24 protein-coding genes and 3 tRNA genes are annotated in these 26,360 nt (G+C 70.0%); 16 read left to right on the plus strand and 11 right to left on the minus strand.

From position 1 onward, the window contains the following. The first annotated feature begins 123 nt into the window (after positions 1-123). From BLT82_RS17055 to BLT82_RS17070, 4 genes are all read left to right on the plus strand, one after another. Positions 124-699 (plus strand): DUF3566 domain-containing protein, encoded by a 576-nt coding sequence (locus tag BLT82_RS17055; protein WP_093655718.1) that lies wholly within the window; start codon positions 124-126, stop codon positions 697-699. Between the two features lie 83 nt (positions 700-782). Further along, a tRNA-Ile gene (locus tag BLT82_RS17060) sits at positions 783-859 on the plus strand. A 697-nt stretch (positions 860-1,556) separates the two neighbouring features. After that, the gene (locus tag BLT82_RS37585; RefSeq protein WP_003958712.1) at positions 1,557-1,691 is read left to right on the plus strand and encodes a DLW-39 family protein; all 135 of its coding nucleotides are present in this window, start codon (positions 1,557-1,559) and stop codon (positions 1,689-1,691) included. A 358-nt stretch (positions 1,692-2,049) separates the two neighbouring features. Beyond that, the gene (locus tag BLT82_RS17070; protein ID WP_244292015.1) at positions 2,050-3,567 is read left to right on the plus strand and encodes a hypothetical protein; all 1,518 of its coding nucleotides are present in this window, start codon (positions 2,050-2,052) and stop codon (positions 3,565-3,567) included. A 28-nt stretch (positions 3,568-3,595) separates the two neighbouring features. Here the strand turns inward: BLT82_RS17070 and BLT82_RS17075 are convergent, their stop codons facing one another. Beyond that, complete coding sequence (locus BLT82_RS17075; protein ID WP_093655633.1) at positions 3,596-5,140, minus strand: serine/threonine-protein kinase; 1,545 nt, start codon at positions 5,138-5,140, stop codon at positions 3,596-3,598. Positions 5,141-5,237: 97 nt separating this feature from the next. Next, entirely contained in the window at positions 5,238-5,786 is a 549-nt protein-coding gene (locus BLT82_RS17080) for a helix-turn-helix domain-containing protein (protein ID WP_093655635.1), read from the minus strand. 140 nt (positions 5,787-5,926) lie between these two features. On the opposite strand from BLT82_RS17080, the gene BLT82_RS17085 reads away from it, so the two are divergent. Together BLT82_RS17085 and BLT82_RS17090 are read left to right on the plus strand one after the other, a co-directional pair. Then, positions 5,927-5,999 (plus strand) — tRNA-Ala (locus BLT82_RS17085). A gap of 514 nt (positions 6,000-6,513) precedes the next feature. Next, positions 6,514-6,975: a DUF6344 domain-containing protein gene (locus BLT82_RS17090; RefSeq protein ID WP_093655637.1), complete on the plus strand. Its 462-nt coding sequence runs from the start codon at positions 6,514-6,516 to the stop codon at positions 6,973-6,975. Positions 6,976-7,539: 564 nt separating this feature from the next. Here BLT82_RS17090 and BLT82_RS17095 read toward each other — a convergent pair. Then, the gene (locus BLT82_RS17095; protein ID WP_093655640.1) at positions 7,540-8,232 is read right to left on the minus strand and encodes a DUF5324 family protein; all 693 of its coding nucleotides are present in this window, start codon (positions 8,230-8,232) and stop codon (positions 7,540-7,542) included. Between the two features lie 206 nt (positions 8,233-8,438). Between BLT82_RS17095 and BLT82_RS17100 the strand changes: the two genes are divergently transcribed. Further along, positions 8,439-8,972, plus strand: a complete 534-nt coding sequence (locus BLT82_RS17100) for a peptidylprolyl isomerase (protein WP_093655641.1) — start codon at positions 8,439-8,441, stop codon at positions 8,970-8,972. Positions 8,973-9,105: 133 nt separating this feature from the next. Next, a complete protein-coding gene (locus BLT82_RS17105) occupies positions 9,106-10,005 on the plus strand; it encodes a rhomboid family intramembrane serine protease (RefSeq protein ID WP_093655644.1) in 900 nt (299 codons plus the stop codon). 284 nt (positions 10,006-10,289) lie between these two features. On the opposite strand, the gene crgA is transcribed toward BLT82_RS17105, so the two are convergent. Next, the gene (gene crgA, locus BLT82_RS17110) at positions 10,290-10,547 is read right to left on the minus strand and encodes a cell division protein CrgA (RefSeq protein WP_093655646.1); all 258 of its coding nucleotides are present in this window, start codon (positions 10,545-10,547) and stop codon (positions 10,290-10,292) included. Between the two features lie 140 nt (positions 10,548-10,687). Here crgA and BLT82_RS17115 point away from each other — a divergent pair, with 140 nt between their 5' ends. From BLT82_RS17115 to BLT82_RS17140, 6 genes are all read left to right on the plus strand, one after another. After that, positions 10,688-11,455, plus strand: a complete 768-nt coding sequence (locus tag BLT82_RS17115) for a DUF881 domain-containing protein (protein ID WP_167746030.1) — start codon at positions 10,688-10,690, stop codon at positions 11,453-11,455. Between the two features lie 18 nt (positions 11,456-11,473). After that, positions 11,474-12,196: a class E sortase gene (locus tag BLT82_RS17120; protein WP_093655648.1), complete on the plus strand. Its 723-nt coding sequence runs from the start codon at positions 11,474-11,476 to the stop codon at positions 12,194-12,196. A 56-nt stretch (positions 12,197-12,252) separates the two neighbouring features. After that, positions 12,253-12,414 carry a hypothetical protein gene (locus BLT82_RS37170; RefSeq protein WP_093655650.1) on the plus strand — a complete coding sequence of 54 codons (162 nt, stop codon included), beginning with the start codon at positions 12,253-12,255 and terminating at the stop codon, positions 12,412-12,414. Next, positions 12,411-13,049: an aminodeoxychorismate/anthranilate synthase component II gene (locus BLT82_RS17130; RefSeq protein WP_093655652.1), complete on the plus strand. Its 639-nt coding sequence runs from the start codon at positions 12,411-12,413 to the stop codon at positions 13,047-13,049. Before BLT82_RS37170 ends, BLT82_RS17130 begins: the two co-directional genes overlap by 4 nt. Further along, positions 13,046-14,221: a class E sortase gene (locus BLT82_RS17135; RefSeq protein WP_093655654.1), complete on the plus strand. Its 1,176-nt coding sequence runs from the start codon at positions 13,046-13,048 to the stop codon at positions 14,219-14,221. The genes BLT82_RS17130 and BLT82_RS17135 overlap by 4 nt, the downstream gene beginning before the upstream one ends. A 61-nt stretch (positions 14,222-14,282) precedes the next feature. Next, on the plus strand, positions 14,283-14,963 hold the full coding sequence (locus BLT82_RS17140) for a class E sortase (RefSeq protein ID WP_093655657.1): 681 nt from the start codon (positions 14,283-14,285) through the stop codon (positions 14,961-14,963). Between the two features lie 277 nt (positions 14,964-15,240). Here BLT82_RS17140 and pknB read toward each other — a convergent pair whose 3' ends face one another. The 6 genes from pknB to BLT82_RS17170 form a co-directional block, all read right to left on the minus strand. Continuing rightward, positions 15,241-17,235 carry a Stk1 family PASTA domain-containing Ser/Thr kinase gene (gene pknB, locus BLT82_RS17145; protein WP_093655659.1) on the minus strand — a complete coding sequence of 665 codons (1,995 nt, stop codon included), beginning with the start codon at positions 17,233-17,235 and terminating at the stop codon, positions 15,241-15,243. A 181-nt stretch (positions 17,236-17,416) separates the two neighbouring features. Next, on the minus strand, positions 17,417-18,880 hold the full coding sequence (locus BLT82_RS17150) for a peptidoglycan D,D-transpeptidase FtsI family protein (protein WP_093655661.1): 1,464 nt from the start codon (positions 18,878-18,880) through the stop codon (positions 17,417-17,419). Then, entirely contained in the window at positions 18,877-20,283 is a 1,407-nt protein-coding gene (locus BLT82_RS17155) for an FtsW/RodA/SpoVE family cell cycle protein (protein WP_093655663.1), read from the minus strand. The genes BLT82_RS17150 and BLT82_RS17155 overlap by 4 nt, the downstream gene beginning before the upstream one ends. A 27-nt stretch (positions 20,284-20,310) precedes the next feature. Next, the gene (locus BLT82_RS17160) at positions 20,311-21,810 is read right to left on the minus strand and encodes a Stp1/IreP family PP2C-type Ser/Thr phosphatase (protein WP_093655665.1); all 1,500 of its coding nucleotides are present in this window, start codon (positions 21,808-21,810) and stop codon (positions 20,311-20,313) included. A 159-nt stretch (positions 21,811-21,969) separates the two neighbouring features. Beyond that, on the minus strand, positions 21,970-22,485 hold the full coding sequence (locus BLT82_RS17165) for an FHA domain-containing protein FhaB/FipA (RefSeq protein ID WP_093655667.1): 516 nt from the start codon (positions 22,483-22,485) through the stop codon (positions 21,970-21,972). A gap of 10 nt (positions 22,486-22,495) precedes the next feature. Continuing rightward, complete coding sequence (locus BLT82_RS17170; RefSeq protein ID WP_093655669.1) at positions 22,496-23,356, minus strand: FhaA domain-containing protein; 861 nt, start codon at positions 23,354-23,356, stop codon at positions 22,496-22,498. 623 nt (positions 23,357-23,979) lie between these two features. Between BLT82_RS17170 and BLT82_RS17175 the strand changes: the two genes are divergently transcribed. Together BLT82_RS17175 and BLT82_RS17180 are read left to right on the plus strand one after the other, a co-directional pair. Beyond that, positions 23,980-24,066: transfer RNA gene (locus BLT82_RS17175), tRNA-Leu, on the plus strand. Positions 24,067-24,347: 281 nt separating this feature from the next. After that, positions 24,348-26,030, plus strand: coding sequence for a sensor histidine kinase (locus BLT82_RS17180; protein WP_093655670.1), 1,683 nt, complete (start codon positions 24,348-24,350; stop codon positions 26,028-26,030). On the opposite strand, the gene BLT82_RS17185 is transcribed toward BLT82_RS17180, so the two are convergent. After that, positions 26,027-26,360: integrase core domain-containing protein (locus tag BLT82_RS17185; protein ID WP_143041483.1), on the minus strand; the 334-nt coding region annotated here is incomplete at its 5' end. The two genes, BLT82_RS17180 and BLT82_RS17185, sit on opposite strands and share 4 nt — an antisense overlap.

Raw genomic sequence — 26,360 nt, forward strand, 5'->3', positions numbered from 1 at the left:
GTGAGTGGAGCCACCGGCGCCGGATCGGCCGATGCCGGCGACGCTTCTGGAGCGAACGGTGCCAGTGGCTCCGCCTCGTACTCCCAGGCTGGGGGCGCCCCCGCCGAGGGCAGGGGGATGACCGTGACCGACACCCGGGGGCCGCAGCCCCCGCACGAAACCTATGGTGGGGAGCAAGCGGTGCAGCAGGGAACCCAGCCGTACCATCCGCCCCAGGCGTACCCCTCCCCTCCTGGGGGGACGCAGGGCGGCCAGCAGCGTTCGGGACAGCAGACGGCCGCGGGTGCGACCGTTCGCAGGCCGCGCACCGGGGCGACCACACAGCCCAGGACGCGCAAGGCCCGCCTGCGGGTGGCCAAGGCCGACCCGTGGTCGGTGATGAAGGTCAGCTTCCTGCTCTCGATCGCCCTGGGCATCTGCACGATCGTCGCCGCGGCGGTGCTGTGGATGGTCATGGACGCCATGGGCGTCTTCTCCACGGTCGGCGGGACGATCAGCGAGGCGACCGGCTCGAACGAGAGCAACGGCTTCGACCTCCAGTCGTTCCTCTCGCTCCCCCGGGTGCTCCTCTTCACGTCGGTGATCGCGGTCATCGACGTGGTGCTGGCCACGGCGCTCGCGACGCTGGGCGCCTTCATCTACAACCTCTCCGCCGGGTTCGTGGGCGGAGTGGAGCTCACGCTGGCCGAGGACGAATAGTCCGAGGTCCCGGGGGGCGGAGAACCGATTTTGGGACTGCCCCCCACGTGCGCTAACCTTCAGGAGTCAGCGCGCAGCGCGGCGGGGCTATAGCTCAGTTGGTTAGAGCGCATCCCTGATAAGGATGAGGCCACAGGTTCAAATCCTGTTAGCCCCACCAGCACGAAGACCCCCAGCCGATCACGGTTGGGGGTCTTCGGCGTTCCCGGCCGGCATCAGGATCCGGTGGGCGGATCGCCTCGCCAGGGCGTCGGACGGAGGCCCGGCCGGAGTGCCGTGATGGCCAACTCGGGATCCGGTTTCCGCCGGCCGTGCCCTTCCCGGCGCGACCGGTCGAACTGCTCTGCCTCCTCGGGCTGTCGGTGCCCGTGCCCGTGTCCGTCGCGGGAGCGGTACTCCACACCAGTGGCAAGGGCGGCATCAGGACGAGCGAGCTCGCGGACGAGATCGCGCGCCTGTACGAGGCCGTGGACCAAGCGACCGGCCGGCGGTCCGGTGACAGGCCTTCTCCGCGTGCCGCACGGTCGCGGACGGCGCCCGTCCGCCGCCCTGTCCTCGCGGACGGACGGTACGGGGCCCGAGAGCCGTCTCCGGCGCCGTGGCTGCGCGCTGCTGGCCCAAGGAGGGCTCGGGCGGCCCAGAGGGCCTGAGGGCGGCGACGGGGTACGGCCACCGGTTCACATCCTGTGAGTGCCGGGGTGCGCCGCCCTCGCGAGGGCGATCCCTGGTGGCGGGAGGGGAAGTTGACCCCTCGGGGGTCTCGGGCCGGGGCGTACGCAGGTCACCGATCGGTATCGATCGGTGTGTATAGTCGGGCGCCAGAAGTCCCCTACGTCAAGGAAAGACGAGGTCGCGCGGTGAAGAAGCTTCTCCTGGTCGCACTGGCCGCCATCGGCGGGCTCCTCGTGTACCGCCAGATCCAGGCGGATCGCGCCGAGCAGGATCTGTGGACGGAGGCGACCGACTCCGTGCCCGCAGGTTCGGGTGTGTGAGACGCAGACAATCTGAGAGTGACGGAGCCCCGGCCGCCGAGCGGCCGGGGCTCCGTGCTGTTCGGGCCGCCGTGGGGCCGCCGGCAGGGATCCTGAATTCGCTTGAGCAAATAGATCCCTTGCATGAGTAAAGGCGGGTGCTCGGCGGCACCCCTCATCGGTGCGCGTGTGACAACGGCGGTGATTCGGACCCGCGCGAAGACAGGGGCCCGGGCGGCGGGGCAGGATGGACCGGCACCACGACCACCCCCGGCGGCAGGCGGCCCGGCCCTGTGGATCACGACCCGGACCTGTGAGTACCGCACGGGCGCGCCGGCGTCCCGGCGCGACGACGGAGACGACAAGGGGAAGCGCGGAGATGAGGCAGCGCAGCGGGCGCGGGGTGGCCCCGGTCGTGGCGGCGGCGGTGTGTGCGGCAGCGCTGGCCGGCGCCCCGGCACAGGCGGCCGATCAGCAGGATCCCTATGTTTTCGGCGCCGGAGCGGAGCGGATCGAGGGCGCGGAGAGCAGCGCCGACGCCGAGGCGCTCAAGGCGGGCACGACCTACCGCTCCTCGATCGGGCCGGGCGGGAAGCTCAACTTCCGTGTCGATCTGGACGCCGAGCGGAACGCGTACGTCTCGGTCGTGGCCGTTCCCCGACAGGGGACCGGGCTCGCGTACAGCGACGGCATCGAGGTCACGCTCCAGGACGGTCAGGGCAACAGTTGCGGCAGCGCTGACGACAAGGTGGGACCGGGCAGGTTCGCGAGGCCGCTCGCCGCGGCCGCGAGCCGCACGATCGGGAACGGGCGCTCGACCTGCCAGGACGGCGGCGCGTACAACGTGCTCGTGGAGAGGACCGGTGCCGCGGCCTCCCCGTCCGCCGGCGACGCCGCCTCCGGGGCCTGGGAGTTGGAGATCCGGCACGTCACCGAGCCCGGACTGAGGCAGGCGGGGCCGACCGAGGCCCCCACGCAGTGGCCCTCCGCCTCACCTGGCCTGCCCGGTGGCGGGATCAAGGAGGCGGCCGGCGGAACGGGCTTCAACGACGCGGCCGAGATCTCCGAGGGCGAGTGGAAGAGCCGGATGGAGGCGGGGCGCACGTACTTCTACCGGGTCAAGGTCGACTGGGGGCAGAGGATCTTCGGGGCGGCCTCCCTGGGAAGTACGAGCACCAAGGGCTTCACCTTCGTCAGCGAGGCATTGACCATGCGGCTGTACAACCCCGTGCGCGGCCTGGTCGAGGACGGCGGGACGGGGTCGTACGACGGCAGGCAGAAGCAGGCCGCGCTGGATCCGCTGCCGGAGGTCGCCTACGAGAACCGATTCGGCAGCGGCGACAAGGTGGAAGGCATGCGGCTCAAGGGGGACTACTACCTCGCCGTCAGCCTGAACCCCCAGCTGGCGGAGAAATTCGGCAAGGACCAGTTCGGCGTGACGCTCCGGGTCAACGTGGAGGGCGACGCCAAGCCCGCGCCGCCGTACGCCGAACCGGTGGGCGACCTCGGTGTCTCCGAGGGCGAGAAGGCCGAGCAGAGCGACACGATGAAGCTCGTCGGCGTGGCCGGTGTGGGCATGGGGACGGCGCTGGTCCTGGGGCTGGGTGCCTGGACGCTGCTGGCCCGTCGGCGTGCGGGCGGATCGTCGCAGGGTGGGTCGTCGCAGGGTGGCCCGCCCGGCACCGCAGGGCCGGGGCACGTCACGCCCCGGCTGCCGGCGGGCGCTCCGGCGCACACCCACGGGCCTGCGAGCGGGTCCGGTGCGTCGCACCCACCAGGTACCGGTTCTCCGTACGGCTACGGCTACGGTCCCGCCGACGGGCCCGGGCACATGCGGGGTACGGGCCGGGCCGACGGCACGGCGCGTACGGACCAGGGCCCGCCTCCCGCCTGGTGATGCCGCCTGCCGAGTGCGGCGACGGCACTCAGGCCTGGGCGAAGGCCCAGATCCCGACCGCGAAACAGATCAGCGCGACGATCAGTACCGGGACCGCCACCTTCGGGGGCGGTCCCGGTCGTTTCCGCGCCGCGGGCAGGGGTGCGGACGTGGGGGCGTAGGAGGGCGCGTACGGCATTGGATGCGCCTGCCCCGGAACCTGCTGGCCTTGGGCGGTGTACTGACGGGTGAGGGGCTGTTCGTGGGGAACCGCGGCTGTCGGCGCCTGGGCGAAGTCCTGTGCCGCGTGCCGAGCGGGCGGCTGATGTTGATGGGGGGAGACGGCATGGATGGACGCGGGTGCGGGGGCGCCGGGCTGTCCGGGCGCCGGCGGCCGGTCCGCGGTCTGCGGCGGTGCCTGCTGGTGGGGCGGCGGGGGCAGATGGAAGGAGCCGGTCTCCGAGGGAGACGGCAGGAGGGCTCCGTGCGAGCCGTAGGTGCCGGGCCCGCCCCGGAGTGCCTGCGCGGACTGGCCGGTCTGATGTGGCTCTGGCTCTGGCTCCGGCTGTGGCTGAGCTTGTGGTTGGGGCGGGCGCGACGACGAGCCCGGGTCGTCCTGGGTGGCTTGCTGCTCCTGTTCCGTCCGCCCGGTGGGTGCGACGGTCTGTCCCCCGGACGCCGCGGTGTCGGTGCGCGGGCCGCCCGGGGCCCGTTCCACGGGGCCGTCGGGACCGAAGCCGGCGGGAAGCGGCCCCAGTTGGTCGAAGATCTCGACCGGCTCGTCGTCGATGGCGGGCTCGGGTAGCAGCTCCACGGCCGAGGTGAGCGCCTTCCGCGCGCCGGTCGCGGTACGGAAGCGGGCCTGTGGATCGGGCTGGAGCAGACCCGCGAGGACCTGCCACAGCGGCTCCGGAACGCCCTGCGGGGCGCCCGGTGTGCCGTGAGCGGCGAAATGCTCGACCAGGGCGCGGGAATCGGGCTTCCGGCCCTCGAGCAGATACAGGGCCACGAGCCCCACGGCGAACAGGTCGGCGGGGAAGTCGGGCTCCGCGCCGAGCATCTGCTCGGGCGCGAAGTAACCGGGCGTCCCCACCACGTAGTTCGTCTCGGTGAGACGCGGCTCACCCTTCCGCATGGAGATGCCGAAGTCGGACAGCCGCAGATGCGGCCGCCCGGTGCCGGTGGCCTCCAGCAGGATGTTCGCGGGCTTGATGTCGCGGTGCACGACCCCCTCAGCGTGCACCGCGGCGAGCCCGGACAGCAGTTGGTCGAGCAGGGCGCAGACGAACCGCGGCGGCAGTGGGCCGTAGTCGCCGATGACGTGCGCCAGCGACCCGCCGCTCACCAGATCCATGGTGAACAGCACCTTGTCGTCGTCCGCGGCCCAGCTGGCCGGGGCGAGGACGTGCGGGTGATCGATGCGGAGCGCCTGCTCGCGGACGAAGCGAAGCAGCGAGTGGGCGTCGCTCTGCTGCAGGACCTTGGCGGCCACATACCGCCGCCGCCGATGGTCCCAGGCGCGCCATACGGCGCCGACTCCACCGCGTCCGATCGGGTCGATCAGCTCGTACCGACCAGCGAAGACCTCACCCATTGCGCTGCGCCCGCTCCCGGTTCCCTGTTCCGGCGTCCTGCTTCGTCCAGCGTGCTTCCCGGCCACCGGCCGTTCGGCCGCCCGCGCCCTGCTGCGATCAGCTCTGGTGCGACTCGTAGTGGGCGACCGCCTCCGCGGTGCGCCCGGCGCCGTACACCCTGAGGAACTCTGCCAGTTCCGGATGGGTCGGGGCGAGCGAGTCCGCCGCGTCGATGATGTCGCCGGCCGCCGCCACCGAACGGAGCAGAGACTGGATCTCCCGCACCACCCGGCGCACGGTCGGCGCTCCCGAGCTCGTCGTGGACTGCCCGGTGCTGGTGAGCACGGAGCCGCCCTGGGACTTCTTGATCTCGTCCATGCGGTCCGTGGCCTCGGCCGCGCTGACGCTGCCGTCGGCGACCTGACCGGCCAGCTCCTGAAGGGCCTGGACGCGCTGGACGACCGCCGGATTGCCGATCTTGGCCCGCTGGCCGCTCATCAGCTGGGACAGCATCGGAGCCGACAGCCCGAGCACCGCAGCAAGACGGGCCTGGTTCAGGCCCAGATCGTCGATGAGCCGGCGGAAGAGCGCCCCCAGTGGCTCCCCGTACCAGCTGCGCTGGAGCTCTCTGGCTCTCGCGGCCGTGTCCTGCTGTGCTGCATCCATGTGCGTCTCCCCATCGCTTCCCCTGGCGTGGCTTCGCTGATGCGAACCCGACGAGCATCTTACGGAGAGTGGTCGGATACCGGGAGCCCCAATCCTTTTGGAAGATCCCGGGGGTTACCCGGTACTCTGGTCTCCGTTCCGGGGCCTTAGCTCAGTTGGTAGAGCGCTGTCTTTGCATGGCAGATGTCAGGGGTTCGACTCCCCTAGGCTCCACTCGGTAAATGCCCTCTGAGCTGCGGAAACGCAGGTCGGAGGGCATTTTGCATGCCTGGGGTCCGCTGGGACGGAGCACGGAGGGCCGGTACGGCCCCTCCGCGGCGGCCGGGGGTCCCCGGTCCGCTCGCCGGCCGCGGAACGCGGCGTCTCCGTGCAGCGCACCGCGTGGACTCCCGGGCCGCGGACCCGCCGGCAGGCCGGGCCACTGTCCTCTCCCCGTCATGGATCCGCCCCGATGCCCGTCCGGAGCAGTGGGGGGCATCCGCTCCGGGTTGCGGGATGCGTGCCGCCGCGTTAAGCGCTGCCCGGACCGGTGGCGCGGCCCGTTTCCGCAGGCAGGAAGGGGGCGAGGTGCGCCCGCTCCCGAATGACGGCCGCTCAGGGGCGGTAGGCCGCACGGGTGGTGTTCATCAGAAGATCCGCCGACCCGACGCCGAGGTCCCACGATTTTCGAGGTGCATCCACATCATGAGGAACGTATGTAAAACGCCCAATCCGAAAGCGAGGAGCCATGGCCGCCGTCAAGGTCACCTCTTTGTGGACCGCCTTCATCTCCCTGATCGTCACCCTGCTCACCTCCCTGGGGTTCGCCACCTCCGCCAAGGCCGCCCAGCAGTCGGCCGGTCCCCGTCAGCCCGAGGGTCCCGCGGAGCAGAAGCCCACCGTCCCCGGCGCCCGGAGCGCGGGCAACAGAGCGGGCGCGCATGAGCATCCCGCCGGTGCGGTCTCGTCGTCCGCTGCTGCCGCGGGGACGTACGGGAGCATGGTCATGCACGGCTTCTGGCACCAGGTGGTGCGCCAGAGGACCCCTCGCGACCGCGCTCTGCCGCCGACCATCAAGCAGCGGATCCGTGCCGAGGCCCACGGCGCCTCTCCTGCCGTCCGGAAGGTACCGACCGTCAGGGACACGGCCGAAGCACAGAGGGAGTCCTCGTACTTCGAGGACGAGGAGCGCGTTCCGGCGGCAGCATGAGGCGCCGGGAAGCTCTCGGTTCGCCCTGCGCCCGCTGTCCGGCACCACGCGTCGCCCGCAGTGTCGTGCGCGACCAGGACGGTGTCAGGCGGACGGAACCCCTGCCGCCCGGGCGATCGGTGAAGGACGCCCCTCAGCAGCCGGACCGGCGATGTCGCAGGACACCCGGCGACGGACTCCCGAGGCCGACCGGCCGGGATCCTCAGCTGGCGGCAGGCAGCCGGCGACGGCATCCGGGGAACGCACGACGGCACTCCGGGAACGGTCGGCGACCGCCCTCGAAGGTCATGCCCCGACCGGCCTCACGGGCGGACGGGAAGGCTTCCGCGAGCACGACCACCAACGGCCCTTCCGGGGAGAACCGATGACGGCTTTCCAGAGCTACAGCTGCCTGCGGTCCTCAGCGACGCACCACCGGTCCACGGGCCCATTCCTGCGGCCGGGTGCCCGGTCGGCGTCCGAAGCCTCACACCAGCGATCCGGCAAGGCCGTCACCAGCGGCCCCGTACGGACAGCCGGTGACAGTCCTCCCAGGAGAACGCCGGTGACGGTCGTCCCGAAGCGTCAGCGACGGTCCTCACGGTCCGACTCGGCCTCGTTCTCGGCCTGCTTGGCCTGAACGTCCGGGTCCAGCACCGACTGCTCGCTCTCGTCGACCGACGACACCGACCCGTCCGGGACCTCGGTCGCGGCGGGAGGTTCCACCAGCCAGTCCGGGTTGGCCTGCTTGTCCCACCACTTCCACGCGGCGAACAGCCCCGCGGCGACGACGCCGACGACCACCGCGCCCTTCGCGGCGCGACCGCACTTCGCACGCCGTTCGTTCTTCTTCGCGAGCTTCTTGATGTCCTCGGCCGTGACCGAACCGCGCAGCGCGGCCAGGGCGGCAGCGGACCGGGTGACGGCCTCCTGCCCCACGGGCTGGGCCACCGCGACGGCGTGCTCGAGGCGCGGAGTCGTGTAGTCCGCCGCCTGACGTGCGGCATTCCGGGTCATGACGGCGGCCCGGTGAGCCGCGTCGTCGACCTGCGGCGGAACATGCGGTGCGACATGGGACTTGTACTGGACGCGGGCCTGATGGCGTGCCTGGCGTGCGGCCTTCTTCGCCTTGGGCTCGAGGGTGACGCGAGCCTGGTGGGCGTAGAGCGCGGCCTGGTCCTTGGCCGTGCCGGCGTATGGCGCCACCACTTCCGCGGCGTGCAGCACGCTCTCCTTGGCCGTGTCCGTCGCGGCGCGCACGCTGTCCATGCGGGTCACGGGATCCTCCTCCTCGGTGGCGTTCGCGGGCGTCTGGGGCGTTTGTCGACCCAGCAAAGGCACCATCCGCCTTTCCACCCTTTTCGAAATCATGCCCGTTGAGGACTGCCACGGCATGCGGGACGGGCATCCGGGTCATTTTCCTCGTCCACGACCTCCCGTGGGAGGATCTGAGGACCTCAGAGAAGACTTACGGAAGGCAGATCGTGGCCGAGCAGCTCCACGCCACCCTGAAGACCAACCACGGCGACATCGACATCCGGCTTCTGCCGAACCACGCGCCGAAGACGGTGAAGAACTTCGTCGAGCTCGCCACGGGTGAGCGGGAGTGGACCAACCCGGCGACCGGGAAGAAGTCGACGGACAAGCTGTACGACGGCACCGTCTTCCACCGGGTGATCAGCGGCTTCATGATCCAGGGCGGCGACCCGCTGGGCAACGGCACCGGTGGCCCGGGCTACGAGTTCGCCGACGAGTTCCACCCGGACCTGGCCTTCGACCGGCCGTACCTGCTGGCCATGGCCAATGCCGGACCGGGCACCAACGGCTCGCAGTTCTTCATCACCGTGGCCCCCACCGCCTGGCTGACCCGAAAGCACACGATCTTCGGCGAGGTCACGGACAAGGCCAGCCGGAAGGTCGTGGACGCCATCGCCGGCGCGCCGACCAACCCGCGCACCGACCGCCCGCTGAACGACGTGGTGATCGAGTCCGTCGTGATCGAGACCCGGCAGAGCTGACCCCGCCGGGGAGCCGCGGGGGAATCCTCTGCGGCGGCCGGGTTCCGTACGGGAACCTTTACGCCCCGCTCGTCCGTAAGACGAGCGGGGCGAAGCATTGCGCGGGAGCCCGCGCGGAAGACGAGGGGACCTCATGGATCAGGCGCCAGGAAGCCCGGACCGGCCCCAGGCGGCGCACGGGCTGCCGGGCTGCTACCGCCACCCGGGCCGGGAGACCGGCATCAGCTGCACCCGCTGCGAGCGGCCGATCTGTCCCGAGTGCATGGTCAGCGCGTCGGTCGGCTTCCACTGCCCGGAGTGCGTGCGCACGGGCTCGGGCACGGGGCACGCCCCCGCCGCGAGCCGTCCACGCACGATCGCCGGCGCCGAGGTCACCTCGGGCGACCCCCGTCTCGTCACCAAGATCCTGCTGGGCGTCAACGTCGCCGTGTTCCTCGCGGTGCTCGCCGACCGGACCATCGCCGACCGGCTCAGCCTGATCGGGCTTGCTTTCAACGGTCGGATCCAGGAGGTCGTGGGAGTCGCCGACGGTGAGTGGTACCGCCTGGTGACCTCGATGTTCCTGCACCAGGAGATCTGGCACATCGTGTTCAACATGCTGGGGCTCTGGTGGCTCGGCGGTCCGCTCGAGGCGGCACTCGGGCGGGTGCGCTATCTCGCGCTGTATCTGCTCTCCGGACTCGCGGGAAGCGCGCTGGTCTATCTGCTGGAGGAGCCGAACGTGGGTGCGCTCGGTGCCTCGGGCGCGATCTGGGGACTGCTCGGCGCGACGGCCGTGCTGATGCGCCGCCTGGACTACGACCTGCGTCCGGTGATCGCGCTCTTGGCGCTGAACCTGCTCATCACCTTCACGATGAGCGGCATCTCCTGGCAGGCCCACGTCGGCGGCCTGATCGGCGGCACCGTGATCGCGTTCGGCATGGTGCACGCCCCTCGCGAGCATCGGACCCTCGTGCAGGTCGGGGTCTGTGCGCTGGTCCTGCTCGCCTCGGTCGTCACCATCGTCCTGAGGACCCAGTCGCTGCTCATGTGACCGTGAGCTTTCCCCAAAGTTGTCCACAGCGTGTGGCGGATCTTGTGCACCTGGTGGGGAACAGCTGTGCCCCCTGTCCCTGACCTGGGTTTTCCCAGGGGGGACAAGGGGCGCACAGGGTGGGCGATCGTCGCTGGAACGGCCCCAGTGATCACATCGGCGTCAACGGCCGGAGAGTTATCCACAGATCGTCAGACCTTTTCCTCATCTGTGGACGACGCTGTGGATAACTCAGGGGCAGAGCTTGACAGCGGCCGGTCCGCCGGATCTCCCGTCGGTCGCCGCTATTTCCACTGGGTGGAGACGGCGAAGCCGCCCGCGATGAAGCCGAAGCCGACCACGATGTTCCAGTTCCCGAGCGACTTCAGGGGAAGCGAACCGTCGGTGACGTAGAAGACGACGATCCACGCGAGCCCGATCAGGAACAGCGCCAGCATCACGGGAGCGACCCAGCTGCGGTTCGTCAGCTTGATGCTCGTCGCCTGCTTCGAGGACGGCGGAGGCGTGAAGTCGGCCTTCTTGCGGATACGTGACTTCGGCACGAGGGACTCTCCTGTCGATGCGCTGCGTGACCGCGCAGGGGAAACTGTGGCTGGCGCCGGCGGGGGGTGAGGGGGACCTGGTCCTCCCCCGGGCGTCCGTTAGCGTAGTCCTTCCGCTGCGCCTGAAGGGTAAGGGTACGTTGAGCAATTCCGCCGACTCCCCCGGTGGGCCGGTCCGTCGCTTCTCGTGGCGACCGGTTCGGCTGCTGACCGCTGCCGTTTTCGCGCTCGCCGGACTGATCTTCGTCACCAGCTTCAACACGGCCAAGGGCACCAACCTCCGGACCGACGACTCGCTGCTGAAGCTCTCCGACCTGATCGAGCAGCGCAGCCACAAGAACGCCGAGCTGGACGAGTCCACGTCGGCGGTCCGCGAGGACGTCGACGCCCTCGCCCGTCGCGATGACGGCTCCACCGAGGCGGAGGACGAGAAGCTGAGGGCGCTCGAAGCCGCCGCGGGGACCGTGAAGCTCAGCGGCCAGGCGGTTTCCGTCACTCTCAATGATGCGCCCCCCAATGCCCAGGCGGCACCCGGCTACCCGGAGCCGCAGGCCAACGACCTGGTCATCCACCAGCAGGATCTGCAGGCCGTGGTCAACGCCCTCTGGCAGGGCGGCGCCCGGGGGATCCAGGTCATGGACCAGCGGCTGATCTCCACCAGCGCCGTGCGCTGCGTGGGCAACACGCTGATCCTGCAGGGCAGGGTCTACTCGCCGCCGTACAAGGTCACCGCCGTCGGCGACCCGGACAGGCTCAAGCAGGCGCTCACCGCCTCCCCCGCGATCCAGAACTACCAGCTGTACGTGAAGGCGTACGGGCTGGGCTGGAAGGTGGACGAGCGCGAGGCGGTGACTCTCCCCGGCTACTCGGGCACAGTGGATCTCCACTACGCGAAGCCCGTGCAGTAGCCCCGGGGAGGCCGGCCCGTGTCGGTGCGACTGATCGTCCGGACGTTCAGTGAGATGTGCATCACCATCGGCGCCGTGATCGTCCTGTTCGTGGCGTACGTGCTGTTCTGGACCGGGGTGAAGGCCCAAGGCGCGACGGACGACGAGATCGTCCGGCTCCAGGAGGAGTGGGCACGGCAGCCGTTGGCGCCCTCGGGACCGGAGGCGCCACCGCCCGCCGACTCGGCGCCGCCCGCCCCGGAGCCCGCTCCGCCGGCCGAGAAGCCGTACGAGAGCGGCAGGCCCTTCGCGGTCATGTACGTGCCGCGCTTCGGAGCCGGCTGGGACTGGCCGGTGTTGGAGGGCACCGGGGCCGGAACGCTGACGAAGGGCCTCGGGCACTACCCGGGCAGCGCCCGGCTCGGCGCGACGGGAAACTTCGCGGTGGCCGGCCACCGCCGTACGTACGGTGATCCGTTCAAGGACTTCCCGAGGCTGCGCCCCGGCGACGCGGTCGTCCTCAACGACGGCACGACGTGGTTCACCTACCGGATACGGAACACGCCCTACCGGACCCTGCCGGACGACGTGGGCGTCGTCGACGCCGTCCCGGCGAAGTCCGGATTCGACGGGCCGGGCCGCTATCTGACGCTCACCACCTGCGATCCCGAGTGGGGCAGCAGTCACCGGCTGGTCGTGTGGGCGCACCTCGACGCCACCCGGCCTGTGACCCACGGCAAGCCGGAAGCTTTCCACAGCTGACCCACGGGCCCCCCGCGCCCTTTAACCTGGTCCCGTACCGAACGGAAAGGGACGGCATGTACGGCTGGATCTGGCGGCATCTGCCGGGCAACGCGTGGGTGCGGGCGTTCATCTCGCTCGTGCTGGTCCTCGCGGTCGTCTACGTGCTCTTCCAATACGTGTTCCCCTGGGCGGAGCCCCTGCTTCCGTTCAACGACGTGACGGTGGACGGCCAGTGAGCGCGCGGATTCTCGTCGTCGACAACTACGACAGCTTCGTTTTCAACCTCGTCCAGTACCTGTACCAGTTGGGCGCGGAGTGCGAGGTCGTGCGCAACGACCAGGTCTCCACGGCCCACGCGCAGGACGGCTTCGACGGCGTGCTGCTGTCCCCGGGGCCGGGCGCGCCCGAACAGGCCGGGGTGTGCATCGAGATGGTCCGCCACTGCGCCGCCACCGATGTCCCGGTCTTCGGCGTCTGCCTCGGCATGCAGTCGATGGCCGTGGCCTACGGCGGGGTGGTCGACCGGGCGCCCGAGCTGCTCCACGGCAAGACCTCCCCCGTGCGGCACGAGGGCAAGGGCGTGTTCGCCGGGCTGCCGTCTCCCTTCACCGCGACCCGCTACCACTCGCTGGCGGCGGAACCGGAGACCGTCCCGGACGAGCTCGAGGTCACGGCCCGCACGGAGGACGGGATCATCATGGGTCTGCGTCACCGGCGGCACCGGGTCGAGGGTGTGCAGTTCCACCCCGAGTCGGTGCTCACGGAGCACGGCCATCTGATGCTGGCCAACTGGCTGGCGGAATGCGGTGACACGGGCGCTGTGGGCCGATCGGCAGGGCTCGCGCCGGTGGTGGGCAAGGCCCTGGCGTGAACGGCCAGGGGGGACCGCCGTGGTACCGCGCTCCGGATGTTCCCGGACAGCGCGGGCCGCAGCAGTCCACGCCGGAGGAGTGGCCCGATCACGGCCAGTACCCCGCGGCGGCGTACCAGGAGGACTGGTACGGACAGCAGGCGTACCCCCAGGCGCGGGACGGGGTTCAGGAACATTCCCAGGTTCGGTACCGGGCCGAATCCATGGCCGAGTCCGGGTACCCGGTACGGCCGGCGCCGGGGGCCGACCACCCGACCGCCGCAGTGCCGTCGCCGTCCTTCCCGCCCGAGGACGAGACCTCCGGGCTGCGGACGCCGGGGACCGGCCCGTCGGAGCCCGAGCGGCCCACAGGGGGCCGCGCAGAGCGCCGTAAGGCGGCCAAGGCACAGGGAAGGGGCCGCAGACGACGCGCGCCGACCACCCCGCCTGCGGCGCCGAAGCCCTCGGAAACGGGCGCGCCCCTCTCCCGCGTCGAGGCGCGACGCGCGGCCCGTGCGGCGAAGGACAGCCCCGCCGTGGTCGCCAGCCGGGCCTTCGGTGAACTGTTCATCACCATCGGCGTCCTGATGCTGCTGTTCGTCACGTACCAGCTGTGGTGGACCAACATCCTGGCCGGACAGCAGGCCAACGCCGCGGCGAACAAGATCCAGGACGAATGGGCGAAGGGCCGCGCCCCGGGCGCGTTCGAGCCGGGCCAGGGATTCGCCATCATGCACATCCCCAAGCTCGACGTCGTCGTGCCGATCGCCGAGGGCATCGACAAGCACCGGGTGCTCGACCGCGGCATGGTCGGCCACTACGCCGAGGGCAGGCTCAAGACGGCGATGCCCGAGGACAAGCAGGGCAACTTCGCGGTGGCCGGGCACCGTAACACCCACGGCGAACCGTTCCGGTACATCAACCGGCTCACGCAGGGTGATCCGATCGTCGTCGAGACTCAGGACACGTACTACACGTACGAGATGCAGAGCATCCTTCCGCAGACCGCGCCCTCGAACGTCGGGGTGATCGCTCCCGTTCCGGCCGGCTCCGGCTTCACCGGGCCCGGCCGCTACATCACGCTGACGACGTGCACTCCCGAGTTCACGAGTACGTACCGCATGATCGTGTGGGGCAAGATGGTCGACGAACGCCCGCGCAGCAAGGGCAAGCCGGACGCGCTCGTGGGCTGACGGACGGGCCTGGGCCCGGCCGTCGGACGGAACAACAGGGACTGGGACAGGGACAGGTGCAGTGGCACGTGCGCGCAGCCGGATCGCCGGCGTCATCAGTGTCTTCGGCGAGCTGCTGATCACCGCGGGGCTGGTGCTGGCCCTCTTCGTCGTCTACTCACTGTGGTGGACGAACGTTCTCGCGGACCGCGAGTCCGCGAAGCAGGGCGAGCGGGTCCGCGACCGCTGGGCCGGGGGGCCCGGTGCGCTCGACACCAAGGACGGCATCGGCTTCCTGCACGTGCCCGCCATGGGCAACGGCGAGGTCCTGGTGAAGCAGGGCACCGACCCCAAGACCCTGAACAACGGTGTGGCGGGCTACTACATCGACCCCATCAAGTCGGCGCTTCCGTCCGACAAGCAGGGCAACTTCACGCTGGCGGCCCACCGCGACGGCCACGGCGCCAAGTTCCACAACATCCACAAGCTCAAGACGGGTGACTCGATCGTCTTCGAAACCGTGGACACCTGGTACGTCTACAAGGTTTTCAAGGACCTCAAGGAGACGTCCAAGTACAACGTCGACGTGCTCCAGCCGGTCCCGAAGGAGTCGGGCCGGACCAAGCCCGGCCGCTACATCACGCTCACGACCTGCACTCCCGTGTACACCTCGGACTACCGCTACATCGTGTGGGGCGAACTCGAGCGCACGGAGAAGGTGGACCGGGACCGTACGCCGCCGGCGGAGCTGCGGCAGTCGTGAACGAGCGCGCCACGAGCACGGCACCCTGACCCGCGCTCCGGCTCCCGCACGTTCCGTTCCCCGCACCCGCGCCCCGGCTCCCGCACGTTCCGGCTTCCGTGCGACCATGCGTCGCGCCCTGCTGCCCGAGAGGCCGGCCGCGCGCCGCCGGGCCCGGCCGGGCGCCCACGGCAGCAGCGACTGCCGGCCGGACACGGAGAGGCCCCGGCACCTCGATGGCTGATGGGTGCCGGGGCCTTCACCGTTGCGGGGCTCTCACCGTGCGGTGGGCGGGAGGCTAGTCGCCGCCTCCGCCGATGAAGCCGCCTCCGCCGTTGTTGCCGCCGTTGTTGCCGTCACCACCGGGGAGGGTGAACAGCACCACCTGGGTCTGGGCGGGGTCTCCCTGGGTTCCCGGCTGCGGGGTCTGCTGGATCACCCGGGCGTTGTCGTTCTGGTCGCCCTGCACCTGGATGTTGTTGAATCCGGCCTGCTGCAGCATGGCCCTGGCCTCGCCCAGGGAGCGGTTCCGCACCTCGGGGACCTGGGCCTGCGGCGTCTGAGGTCCCTTGGAGACCTTCAGGGTGATGGTGATGCCCTTGGCCTCCCTGGAGCCCGCGGTCGGGTCCTGCGCGGTGACCTGCCCCGCCGGCTCGGCGCCGTCGACGTCCTGCCGCACGACCGTGTATCCGAGGGTCGTCAGCTGCTGGTTGGCCTGGTCGAACTGCTGACCCACCACGTCCGGCACGGGCTTCGTCGTCTGCTTGGCGATCTTGAGGGTGACGGTCTCACCCTTCTCTACCCGGGTGCCGCCAGCGGGGTCCTGCTCGACGACCGTGTTGGGCTCCTGGTCGGACTCGACCGATTCGGTCTCCACCTCGAAGCCCTTCTCCTTCAGCTCCTTGGTGGCGTCCTCTTCGGAGTCCTTCGTGACGTCCGGCACCTTGATCAGCGGCGCGCCCTCGGAAACGACCACATTCACGGTGTCGCCCTGGTTCATCTGGCCGCTGGCCGGAGTCTGGCTGCAGACGCTGTTCTTGGGCTGGTCGCAGCGATCCGTGCCGGACTGGACGACCTTGACCTTGGCGTTCTCGCCGAGCTGCTTGGCCTCCGGGAACGGCTTGCCGACCAGCTGGGGCACGTCGACCTTGCCCCCGCCCTCGCCCGGGCCGAAGACCGACTTGCCGATCAGGATGGCGCCGACGAGCACGAGGATGCCGGCGACCACGAGCAGGATCGTGGACGTGTTCGACTTCTTCTGCCGCCGGCGGTCCGGGCGGTCGTCGTACCCGCCGAAACCGCCGTCGTCCGGGTTCATGGGCGGCAGCATCGACGTCTGGCCGCCCGGGTCCGTCTGCCGCAGCGCGGTCGTCGGCTGGTCGCCGCGTCCCTGCTGGGAGCCGTACGCGCCGCCGTAGCCGACGGCGCCCATCGCCGCGGTGGCGGCGACCGGCTGGCCGTCGAGGCACGCCTCGATGTCGGCCCGCATCTCGTCGGCGGACTGGTAGCGGTAGTCCGGGTCCTTGACCAGCGCCTTCAGGACGATCGCGTCCATCTCGGGCGTGATCTCGGGGTCGAAGACGCTCGGCGCCTGCGGCTCCTCCCTGACGTGCTGGTACGCGACCGCGACCGGGGAGTCCCCGACGAACGGCGGCCGGACCGTCAGCAGCTCGTAGAGCAGACAGCCGGTGGAGTACAGGTCGGACCGGGCGTCGACCTGCTCGCCCTTGGCCTGCTCCGGGGAGAGGTACTGGGCGGTGCCGATCACGGCCGCGGTCTGGGTCATGGTCATGCCGGCGTCGCCCATGGCGCGCGCGATGCCGAAGTCCATCACCTTGACCTGGCCGGTGCGCGTCAGCATGACGTTCGCCGGCTTGATGTCGCGGTGCACGATGCCGTTGCGGTGCGAGTACTCGAGGGCCTGCAGGATGCCGATGGTCATCTCGAGCGTGCGCTCGGGCAGCAGCTTCCGCCCGGAGTGCAGCAGCTCTCTGAGCGTGGAGCCGTCCACGTACTCCATCACGATGTACGGGATGGAGACGCCGTCCACGTAGTCCTCGCCGGTGTCGTACACGGCGACGATCGCAGGATGATTCAGCGAGGCGGCCGACTGGGCCTCACGGCGGAACCGGGCCTGGAAGGACGGGTCACGGGCGAGATCGGCCCGCAGCGTCTTCACGGCAACGGTGCGACCGAGCCGGGTGTCGTGGGCGAGGTAGACCTCGGCCATGCCACCACGGCCGAGCACCGAGCCCAGCTCGTACCGGCCGCCGAGGCGACGCGGCTCTTCCATAACTGTTCCAGCCCTCTCCGTCAGTCCCGACCGCACCCGTGTGTGTGCTCCGGCGGTGTGCTGTTCGCGCATACGCTACCGGCCACGGGGCTCCTCATCCGCCCATGGCCGGGACCTGATACGCGACCGGTATCGCATTGTGCGGGTATGAGGCGGGAAGAGGCCAGGGCAGTGACATCCGTCACTCCTTGCTGTCCAGCACCGCCTTCATCACGTCACGCGCGATCGGAGCGGCGAGTCCGCCACCGCTGATGTCGTCGCGCGCGGTGCCGTTGGAGTCCTCCACGACCACCGCGACCGCGACCGGCGAACCGTTGTCGGTCTTGGCGTACGAGATGAACCAGGCGTACGGGCGCTTGCTGTTGCCGACACCGTGCTGGGCGGTACCGGTCTTGCCGCCGACGGTGACGTCGTTGATCTGGGCGTTCTTGCCCGTGCCCTTCTCGACGACGTTCTCCATCATCCGCTGGAGGAGCTGTGCGTTCTCCTGCGAGACCGGCTGGCTCATCTCCTCCGGCTCGAAGGTCTGGATGACGTCCAGGTTCGGTGCCCGCAGCTGGTCGATCATGTACGGCTTCATCAGCTTGCCGTCGTTGGCGATCGCCGCGGTGACCATCGCCATCTGCAGCGGAGTGGCGGCCGTGTCGAACTGGCCGATCGAGGAGAGCGCGTTGCCGCCGCGGTCCATCGTCTTGTTGTAGACGGAGGAGGAAGCACGGACAGGTGTGTCGATCTCGGCGTTGTTGAAGCCGAACTTCTGGGCCATCTCGACCATCTTGTCCCGGGACACCTTGTCACCGAGATTGGCGAAGACGGAGTTGCAGGACACCTCCATGGCCGCGTTCAGGCTCGCCTTCTCGCAGCCGCCGTGCGAGTTCTTCATCGGCGTCCGCGAGAGCGGGATCATGTACGGCTCGGGAGTGTCCGTCGGCGCGTCGATGTCCTCGACCACGCCGTTCTCCAGCGCTGCCGCGGCGGTGACGACCTTGAAGGTGGAGCCGGGCGGGTAGGTCTCGCGCAGCGCGCGGTTCACCATCGGCTTGTCTTTGTCGTTGAGCAGCTTCTGGCGGTTCTCGGAGTCCTTGATGGAGTTGCCCGCGAAGACCGACGGGTTGTACGACGGGGTCGAGGCCAGCGCCAGGATCTTCCCGGTCTGCGGGTCGATCGCCGCCACGGCGCCCTTGTTGTCGCCGAGTCCCTTGAACGCGGCCGCCTGGGCCTTGCCGTTCAGGGTGGTGACGACGTCGCCGCCCTTCTTCTTCTCGCCGGTGAACATGGCCAACGTGCGGTCGAAGAACAGCCGGTCGTCGTTGCCGGTCAGTATCCCGTCCTCGAGCTTCTCGATCTGATTGGCGTCGAAGGCCTGCGAGGCGAAGCCGGTGACGGGCGCCCACATGGGGCCGTTGGTGTACGTGCGCTTGTACTTGAAGTCGCTGCCCTTCGTCTCGACCGAGCCGGTGATGGGCTTGCCGTCGACGATGATGTTGCCGCGCTCGTAGGCGTAGCGCTCGATCTGGACCCGCCGGTTGAACTTGTGCGTGTTGAGCTCGTCCGCGCGGACGTACTGGATCCAGTTGTCGCGGATCATCAGCGCGAGCACCAGGAGGCCGCAGAAGATCGCGATGCGGCGCAGAGGCTTGTTCACGGTCGGACCACCTGGGTCATCTCGGCATCGGGGGACGGGGCGGGAGCCGGCGCCGGGCGGCGCGCGGTGTCGCTGATACGGATGAGGATGCCGATCAGGGCCCAGTTGGCGATGACGGAGGAGCCACCGGCCGCGAGGAACGGCATGGTCATACCGGTCAGCGGGATGAGTCCCATCACACCGCCGGCCACGACGAACACCTGGAGGGCGAAGGCGCCGGACAGGCCGATGGCGAACAGCTTGCCGAACGGGTCCCGGGCGGCCAGGGCCGTACGGATGCCGCGCTCGATGATCAGGCCGTACAGCAGCAGGAACGCCATGACGCCGGTCAGACCGAGTTCCTCGCCGACGGTGGCGAAGATGAAGTCGGAGTTGGCGGCGAAGCCGATCAGATCGGAGTTGCCCTGGCCGAGGCCGGTGCCCAGCACTCCACCGGAGCCGAAGGTCATGAGGACCTGTGTCATCTGGTCACAGGCGACGGAGGTCTCCTTGCAGACGAACGGGTCGATCCAGGCGTTGACACGTGCCTGCACATGGCCGGCGAACGACGCCACGACCACGGCGCCGCCCGCCGACATCAGCAGACCCATGACGATCCAGCTCGTCCGCTCGGTCGCCACGTACAGCATGATCACGAACATGCCGAAGAACAGCAGCGAGGTGCCGAGGTCGTTCTCGAATACCAGGATGAGCAGGCTCATCGCCCAGATCGTGAGGATCGGGCCGAGGTCGCGGCCGCGCGGCAGGTAAAGGCCCATGAAACGGCGGCTCGCCAGCGCGAGCGCGTCCCGTTTCACCATCAGGTAGCCGGAGAAGAAGACCGCGATCACGATCTTCGCGAACTCTCCCGGCTGGATGGAGAACCCGCCCACCCGGATCCAGATCTTCGCGCCGAAGACGTCCGCGCCGAGCCCCGGCACGATCGGCAGGATCAGCAGGATCAGCGCCGCCGCCATCGAGATGTACGTGAAGCGCTGGAGGACGCGGTGGTCCTTGAGGATCATCAGGACGCCGACGAACAGCGCGATGCCGAGCGCCGAGTACATCAGCTGGTTCGTCGCCTGCGGGGCGAAGTCGGCGCGTGCGTTGAGCCGCGGCGACTGGTCCAGCCGCCAGATCAGCACCAGCCCGAGTCCGTTGAGCAGCGTCGCCAGCGGCAGCAGCAGCGGGTCCGCGTACCGGGCGAACTTCCGCACCACGATGTGGGCGACGCCCGCCATCAGGCCGAGGCCGAGCCCGTAGCCGAGCATGCCGGACGGCACCTCGCCGTTGAGCGCGAGGCCCACGTTGAGGTACGCGAACACCGGGATGGCGACGGCGAACGCGAGCAGCACGAGCTCGGTGTTGCGGCGGCTCGGCGCGTCGATCGCGCCGATGGTGGTCGTGTTGGTGACAACGCTCATGGTGGAGAAAGGCCCCCCTACGGGTGCTTACTGCTTGCCGCAGTTCGAGGCCAGCTTCTGCTCCTCCTCCGAGAGGGTGGGGCCCGGAGAGGGAGACGCTGCGGTCGGCTTGGTCTGGGCGGACTGGGTGGAGGGCTTCGCGCCGGTCGTTCCGCCGGCCTGGCCCTCGCCCGGCGGCGTGCCCGCGGCACGGTCCGCGGCGGCCCGGCGCTGCTCGTCCTTCTTGCAGACGGCGGCCTGCGCGCCGAGCTCCTGGATCTTGTCGCGGGCATCACCGAGGCTGCCCTCGGTGATGGTCTCCTTGACCTGTTTCTGCTGGTAGTCGGGCAGGTACTTGAGTTCGATCTCGGGATGGTCCTTCTCGACCTTCGAGAGCGAGACCCAGGCCAGGTCCTGGCTGATACCGCGGTACAGCGCGATGTGGTTCTCGTTCGCGCCGACGTAGTACTGGGTCTGGGTCCAGCGGTACCCGCCGTAGAGACCGCCGCCGACGACTCCCAGTGCGAGCGCGATGAAGAAGGATCTCTTCAGCCACTTCCGGCCGCGGCGCGGCTTGACGAAGTCCTCGTCGGTGTACGCGCCGTAGCCGCCCTCCGGCGGCATCCCGCCGTAGCCGACGTCGTCGCCGCTTCCGGGCGGGCCGAAGCCGCCTCCCTGGGGCGGCGCGGCGGGCCGTCCGAGGCCGGACGCGCGGCCGGCGGGGGTCTGCATCGCCCCGCCGTCGCCCAGCTGCGCCTGGTTCTCGGCGACCGCGCCGACGACGACGGGGGTGTCGCTGAGCGCGCCGGCGAGGGTGTCGCCGGAGTCCGTGTCCAACACGTCCGCGACGATGCACGTGATGTTGTCGGGACCGCCGCCGCGGAGGGCGAGCTGGATCAGCTCCTGCACGGTCTCCTGGGGGCCCTGGTAGCTGGCGAGGGCGTCCTCCAGCGTCTGGTGGGACACGACCCCGGACAGTCCGTCGGAGCAGATCAGATAGCGGTCGCCGGCCCGGACCTCGCGGATGGAGAGGTCGGGCTCGACGTGGTCGCCACTGCCCAGTGCGCGCATCAGCAGGGCGCGCTGCGGGTGGGTGGTGGCCTCCTCCTCGGTGATCCGGCCCTCGTCGACGAGCCGCTGCACCCAGGTGTGGTCCTGCGTGATCTGGGTCAGCACCCCGTCGCGGAGCAGGTACGCGCGGGAGTCGCCGACATGGACGAGACCGAGTCGCTGTCCGGTCCACAGCAGTGCGGTCAGCGTGGTGCCCATGCCCTCGAGCTGGGGGTCCTCCTCGACCATCATGCGCAGCTGCTCGTTGGCCCGCTGCACGGCGGTCCCGAGCGAGGTGAGGATGTCCGAGCCAGGGATGTCGTCGTCGAGCTGGACGAGCGTGGAGATGACCTCCGACGAGGCGACCTCACCGGCGGCCTGGCCGCCCATGCCGTCGGCGATCGCGAGAAGGCGCGGGCCGGCGTAGCCGGAGTCCTCGTTGCCCTCCCGGATCATGCCCTTGTGCGATCCGGCGGCGAAGCGCAGTGACAGACTCATGCGCACCTGCCCTGTCGACGCTGCCTCGGGGTACAGCCGGTCTCGAGCCACACTGCCCACCCTCCGGTCGGGAGCCTGCCCCGGTCCGACGCCGGGACCGCTGCGGGGTCCTCCGTGCGGACCGCCGCGGCTCGCTCGCTCCGCTCGCTCATTGTCGTACTACTTCCGCAGCTCGATGACGGTCTTGCCGATACGGATCGGCGCGCCCGGCGGAATCGGTGTCGGGGTGGTGAGTCGGGTCCGGTCGAGATACGTGCCGTTGGTGGACCCGAGATCCTCGACGATCCACTGGCCGTCACGGTCCGGGTAGATCCTGGCATGCCGGCTGGAGGCGTAGTCGTCGTCCAGCACGATCGTGGAATCGTGCGCGCGGCCCAGCGTGATCGTCTGCCCCTGCAGCGCGACCGTGGTGCCGGTGAGGGAGCCCTCGGTGACGACCAGCTTCGTGGGTGCTCCGCGGCGCTGGCGCGTCGCCTGCTGGCGCTGCTGGGGGGGCGCGGTCGCCGCCGGGCGGGCAGCCTGCTGCGGCCGCGTCTCGGCGTTGCGGCGCGACCCGCGCTGCGTGACGCGGGTACCGAACAGGTCACTACGGATGACCTGGACGGCCACGATGACGAACAGCCACAGAACGGCCAGGAAACCCAGCCGCATGACCGTCAGGGTCAGCTCTGACATTGCCCCCGCTTCACCCTTCGGCTTGCCGGTAAACGATGGTTGTGCTGCCCACGACGATCCGCGAGCCGTCGCGGAGCGTAGCGCGGGTGGTGTGCTGCCCGTCCACCACGATGCCGTTGGTGGACCCGAGATCCTGGATCGTCGAGGGCGTTCCGGTCCGGATCTCGCAGTGCCGGCGGGAGACGCCGGGGTCGTCGATCCGCACGTCGGCGTCGGTGCTGCGGCCCAGCACCATCGTCGGGCGGGAGATCTGGTGGCGGGTGCCGTTGATCTCGATCCAGCGGCGCACCTGGGCGCCCGGCATCGGACCGGGTGCCGACGGACGCCCGGTATGGGCTGCTCCCGCGCCGGGCCTGCCTCCGCCGGGTGGCGGGGCGGACGGCATGGGAGGTGCACCGACAGGAGGGTAGCCGTAGCCGCCGCGCTGAGCCCCCTGCGGGGAGCCGGCGGGACCCGCTCCCGGGCCGGCGGGGGCGCGGTCGGGCGACTGTGACGTACTCGACGCGAGGGTGCGGCTGCGCACCCGGTACAGACCGGTGTCGAGGTCGTCGGCCTTCTCGAGATGGACCTTGATCGGGCCCATGAACGTGTAGCGCTGCTGCTTGGCGTAGTCCCGGACCAGGCCGGAGAGCTCGTCGCCGAGTTGGCCGGAGTAGGGGCTGAGGCGCTCGTGGTCGGGCGGGCTCAGTTCCACGATGAAGTCGTTGGGGACGACCGTGCGGTCCCGGTTCCAGATGGTCGCGTTGTTGTCGCACTCGCGCTGGAGGGCGCCCGCGATCTCGACCGGCTGGACCTCGGATTTGAAGACCTTGGCGAAGGTGCCGTTGACCAGGCCTTCGAGCCGCTGCTCGAAACGCTTCAGAACTCCCATGGGGCACCTCCTCCGTCGATGTCGTCCTGGTACTGCTTACTGATCGTATCCACGCGTCGGGAAATCGGCTGGTTCCCCTTGTCTGCCCCGTCGATGAGTGTCACCTCTCACACGGATCGTAGAGGCGGCTTCCTGACAGTGTCCCGCACCCGGGGTGCACCCCGGGGGAGCGGGGGGAGGTGCACCCGGGAGGAGTGCCGGCGGCCGCGCTGCGTTCCTTCTCCTGTCCCTCTCCGGTTCTCCGTGTCGCCGTCTTCCAGCCCTGCCTCCTCTCCTCGTCGCGTTCCGCTTCCGCCTCCGGAGCCGCTCTTTCCTTGCTGCTCTCTACAACGCCGCGAAGTCCCGCGGGGGTGCCCGCCACGCGGATCCGTCCACGGATCCGTCCGGGGAGCCGCTCCCGCACAGGGCCGGCCACGGGCCCACCCCGGACCCGTGGCCGCGGTGCCGGCGCCGTTCGCGATCGCGCCACGAGGCCCGCGCCGGCAGGCCCCTGCTGTCTTCTCCGCCGCCGGGAGCCGCCCGAAACAACGGATGTGAAACCGCCCTCCGCAGCGTGCTAATCTTCTGCATGTCGCCAGGCGCTCGCACCGAACAGGTGAGGGACGAGGCGGCAACACCCAAATGCGCGGGTGGCGGAATAGGCAGACGCGCTGGATTCAGGTTCCAGTGCCCGCAAGGGCGTGGGGGTTCAACTCCCCCCTCGCGCACCAACCAAGAGAAACCGACGAAACGGGTTCTCGCCAGAGACGAAAGTCCTGGTGGGGGCCCGTTTCTCGTTGTCCGATGGGACCGGGTCGCCGCGGCGTCGTCCTTGTGGGGCTCCGTTCGACGCGGTTGGGGCTGCCGAGTCTGATTTGTGTCCCTTGTCTCTCTCGCGTCGCCCGGCGGCCGCGACCTTCGTCGGACGGTCGTGCGACGAAAGTGGGCAGTGACGAGGGCGCCGGCTGCCTAGGGTGCGATCGTGGACGCGTCATCGAAGATATGGGCCGGGGTGCGGGCGGGCGTCAGATGGCTGGCGCCCCCGGAACAGTGGTCCCGGCGCAGGTTCGCGGGCGAGGCGACCGTCGCGCTGCTGCTCGCCGTCCTGGCCGCGGGGCTGGGACAGCTGCTGGAGGCGTCCGCCCTGGCCGTCGTGACCGAGTCCGTCGCGATCGCGGTCCTGTCGCTGATGCGGCGGAGACTGCCCGCGACGGTGCTGGCGGTGACGGCCGCGCTGACGCCGGTGGGCAACGGGTTCCTGCCGCTGATGATGGCCGCGGGCTGGTCGGCCGGGCGTCGGATCACCGGGGCGGGCCGGGCCGTGGCCGCCTTCGCCGGTGCCTACGTCCTCTGTGTCACCGTCTCGCTCGTCGACACCTGGTCGCCCTCGACCGCGCTCACCGTGGTCCTGCTCACCACTCTTTACTTCCTCGCGGTGGCGGTCGTGCCCGGACTGGCCAGCCGGTACTGGACGCAGCGGCGGACCCTGCTGCACACCCTGCAGGAACGCAACGGTCAGCTGCTGCGCGAGCGCGCCATGGTCGCCGGCCAGGCGAGGCTGAAGGAGCGGCAGCGGATCGCCCAGGACATGCACGACAGTCTCGGGCACCGGCTGGCGCTCATCTCCGTGCACACGGGCGCCCTCGAGGTCGACCGCGAACTCACCCCGCGTCAGCGGGAGGTGGTCGGGGTGCTGCGGGAGGCGTCGGTGACCGCGATGCACGAGCTGCGCGAGGTCGTCGGAATCCTCAGGGACGGGGTGGAGGCGTCCGTGCCCGCCTCCGTGGACGAGTCGGGACGGGCCGCTCGCGGTACGGCCGGCATCGCGGCGCTCGTCGAGGCGGCCAGGGCGGCGGGGAACGCGGTCGAGCTGAAGTACTCGGGGGAGGCCAGACCACTCGCGGCAGCCGCCGACCACGCGGCGTACCGGATCGTCCAGGAAGCCCTCACCAATGCCTACAAGCACGCGCCCGGTGCGCCGATCACGGTGGATCTCCGCTACGAACCCGACTCCGTCGTCGTCGAGATCGTCAATGGAGCGGCCTCGGACGCGATCGGCGAGGTCGTCAGCGGTGGGCAGGGGCTGACGGGACTGCACGAGCGCGCCCGGCTCGTCGGCGGCATGGTGCACGCCGGTCCCGTTCCGGACGGCGGCTTCCGGGTCGCCGGAGTCCTCCCGTACGGCATCGGGGAGGCACCGCCGTTCGTCGATGCGTCGGACCCCTTTCGGCAGCAGTCGGAGAAGGCTCCATCAGGGGACGGTGGCCGGGTCAACGGCTGGACCGTTTCGGAGAGGGAGTGGGCGATGGACGGCAGAGGCGGGCACAGCAGGTCCAGCGGGGTGGTCATGGGGTGCGCGATCGCGCTGGGCGTCGTGATGCTGCTGGGGGTCGCCGTTCTCGTGGGGGTGTTCTTCCTGGTCGGCTCCATCGACAAGGGCATGATCGAGCCTTCCGAGTACGAGTCGATCAAGGTCGGAACGGCGGAGAAGACCGTGCGGGACCGGCTGCCGAGCGGCGACACGATCGCCACCGCGGGGCTGGACGGCAAGGGGCCGAAGGAGCCGGAGGGTTCGCGGTGCCTGGTCCTGATGTCCTCCGAGGTGGGGGAGAGCCTGGAGTCGGAGCCGGTGTTCCGGTTCTGCTTCGCAGACGGCAAGCTGGTCGAGAAGAAGTCCTACGAGGTCAAGCGCTAGGTGTATTGCCCTGTGAGGTTGGGGACGCGGCTGGCGGGTGGTTTGCCTGCGAGCGCGGTGTGTCCGCGGTGGTGATTGTAGGTGTGCAGCCAGCCGGGGAAGGCGTCGCGTCGTTCCTGCTCTGAGCGGTAGGGGCGGGCGTAGGCCCATTCGTCGAGCAGGGTGCGGTTGAGGCGTTCGACCTTGCCGTTGGTCTGGGGCCGGTAGGGGCGGGTGCGTTTGTGGGTGATCTGGGCTGCCGCGAGGGTGTCGCGCCAGTCGCGGGAGCGGTAGCAGGCTCCGTTGTCGGTCAGGACGCGTTCGACGGTGATCCCGCAGGAGGTGAAGAAC

Source organism: Streptomyces wuyuanensis (genome assembly GCF_900103455.1).
Classification (GTDB): domain Bacteria; phylum Actinomycetota; class Actinomycetes; order Streptomycetales; family Streptomycetaceae; genus Streptomyces; species Streptomyces wuyuanensis.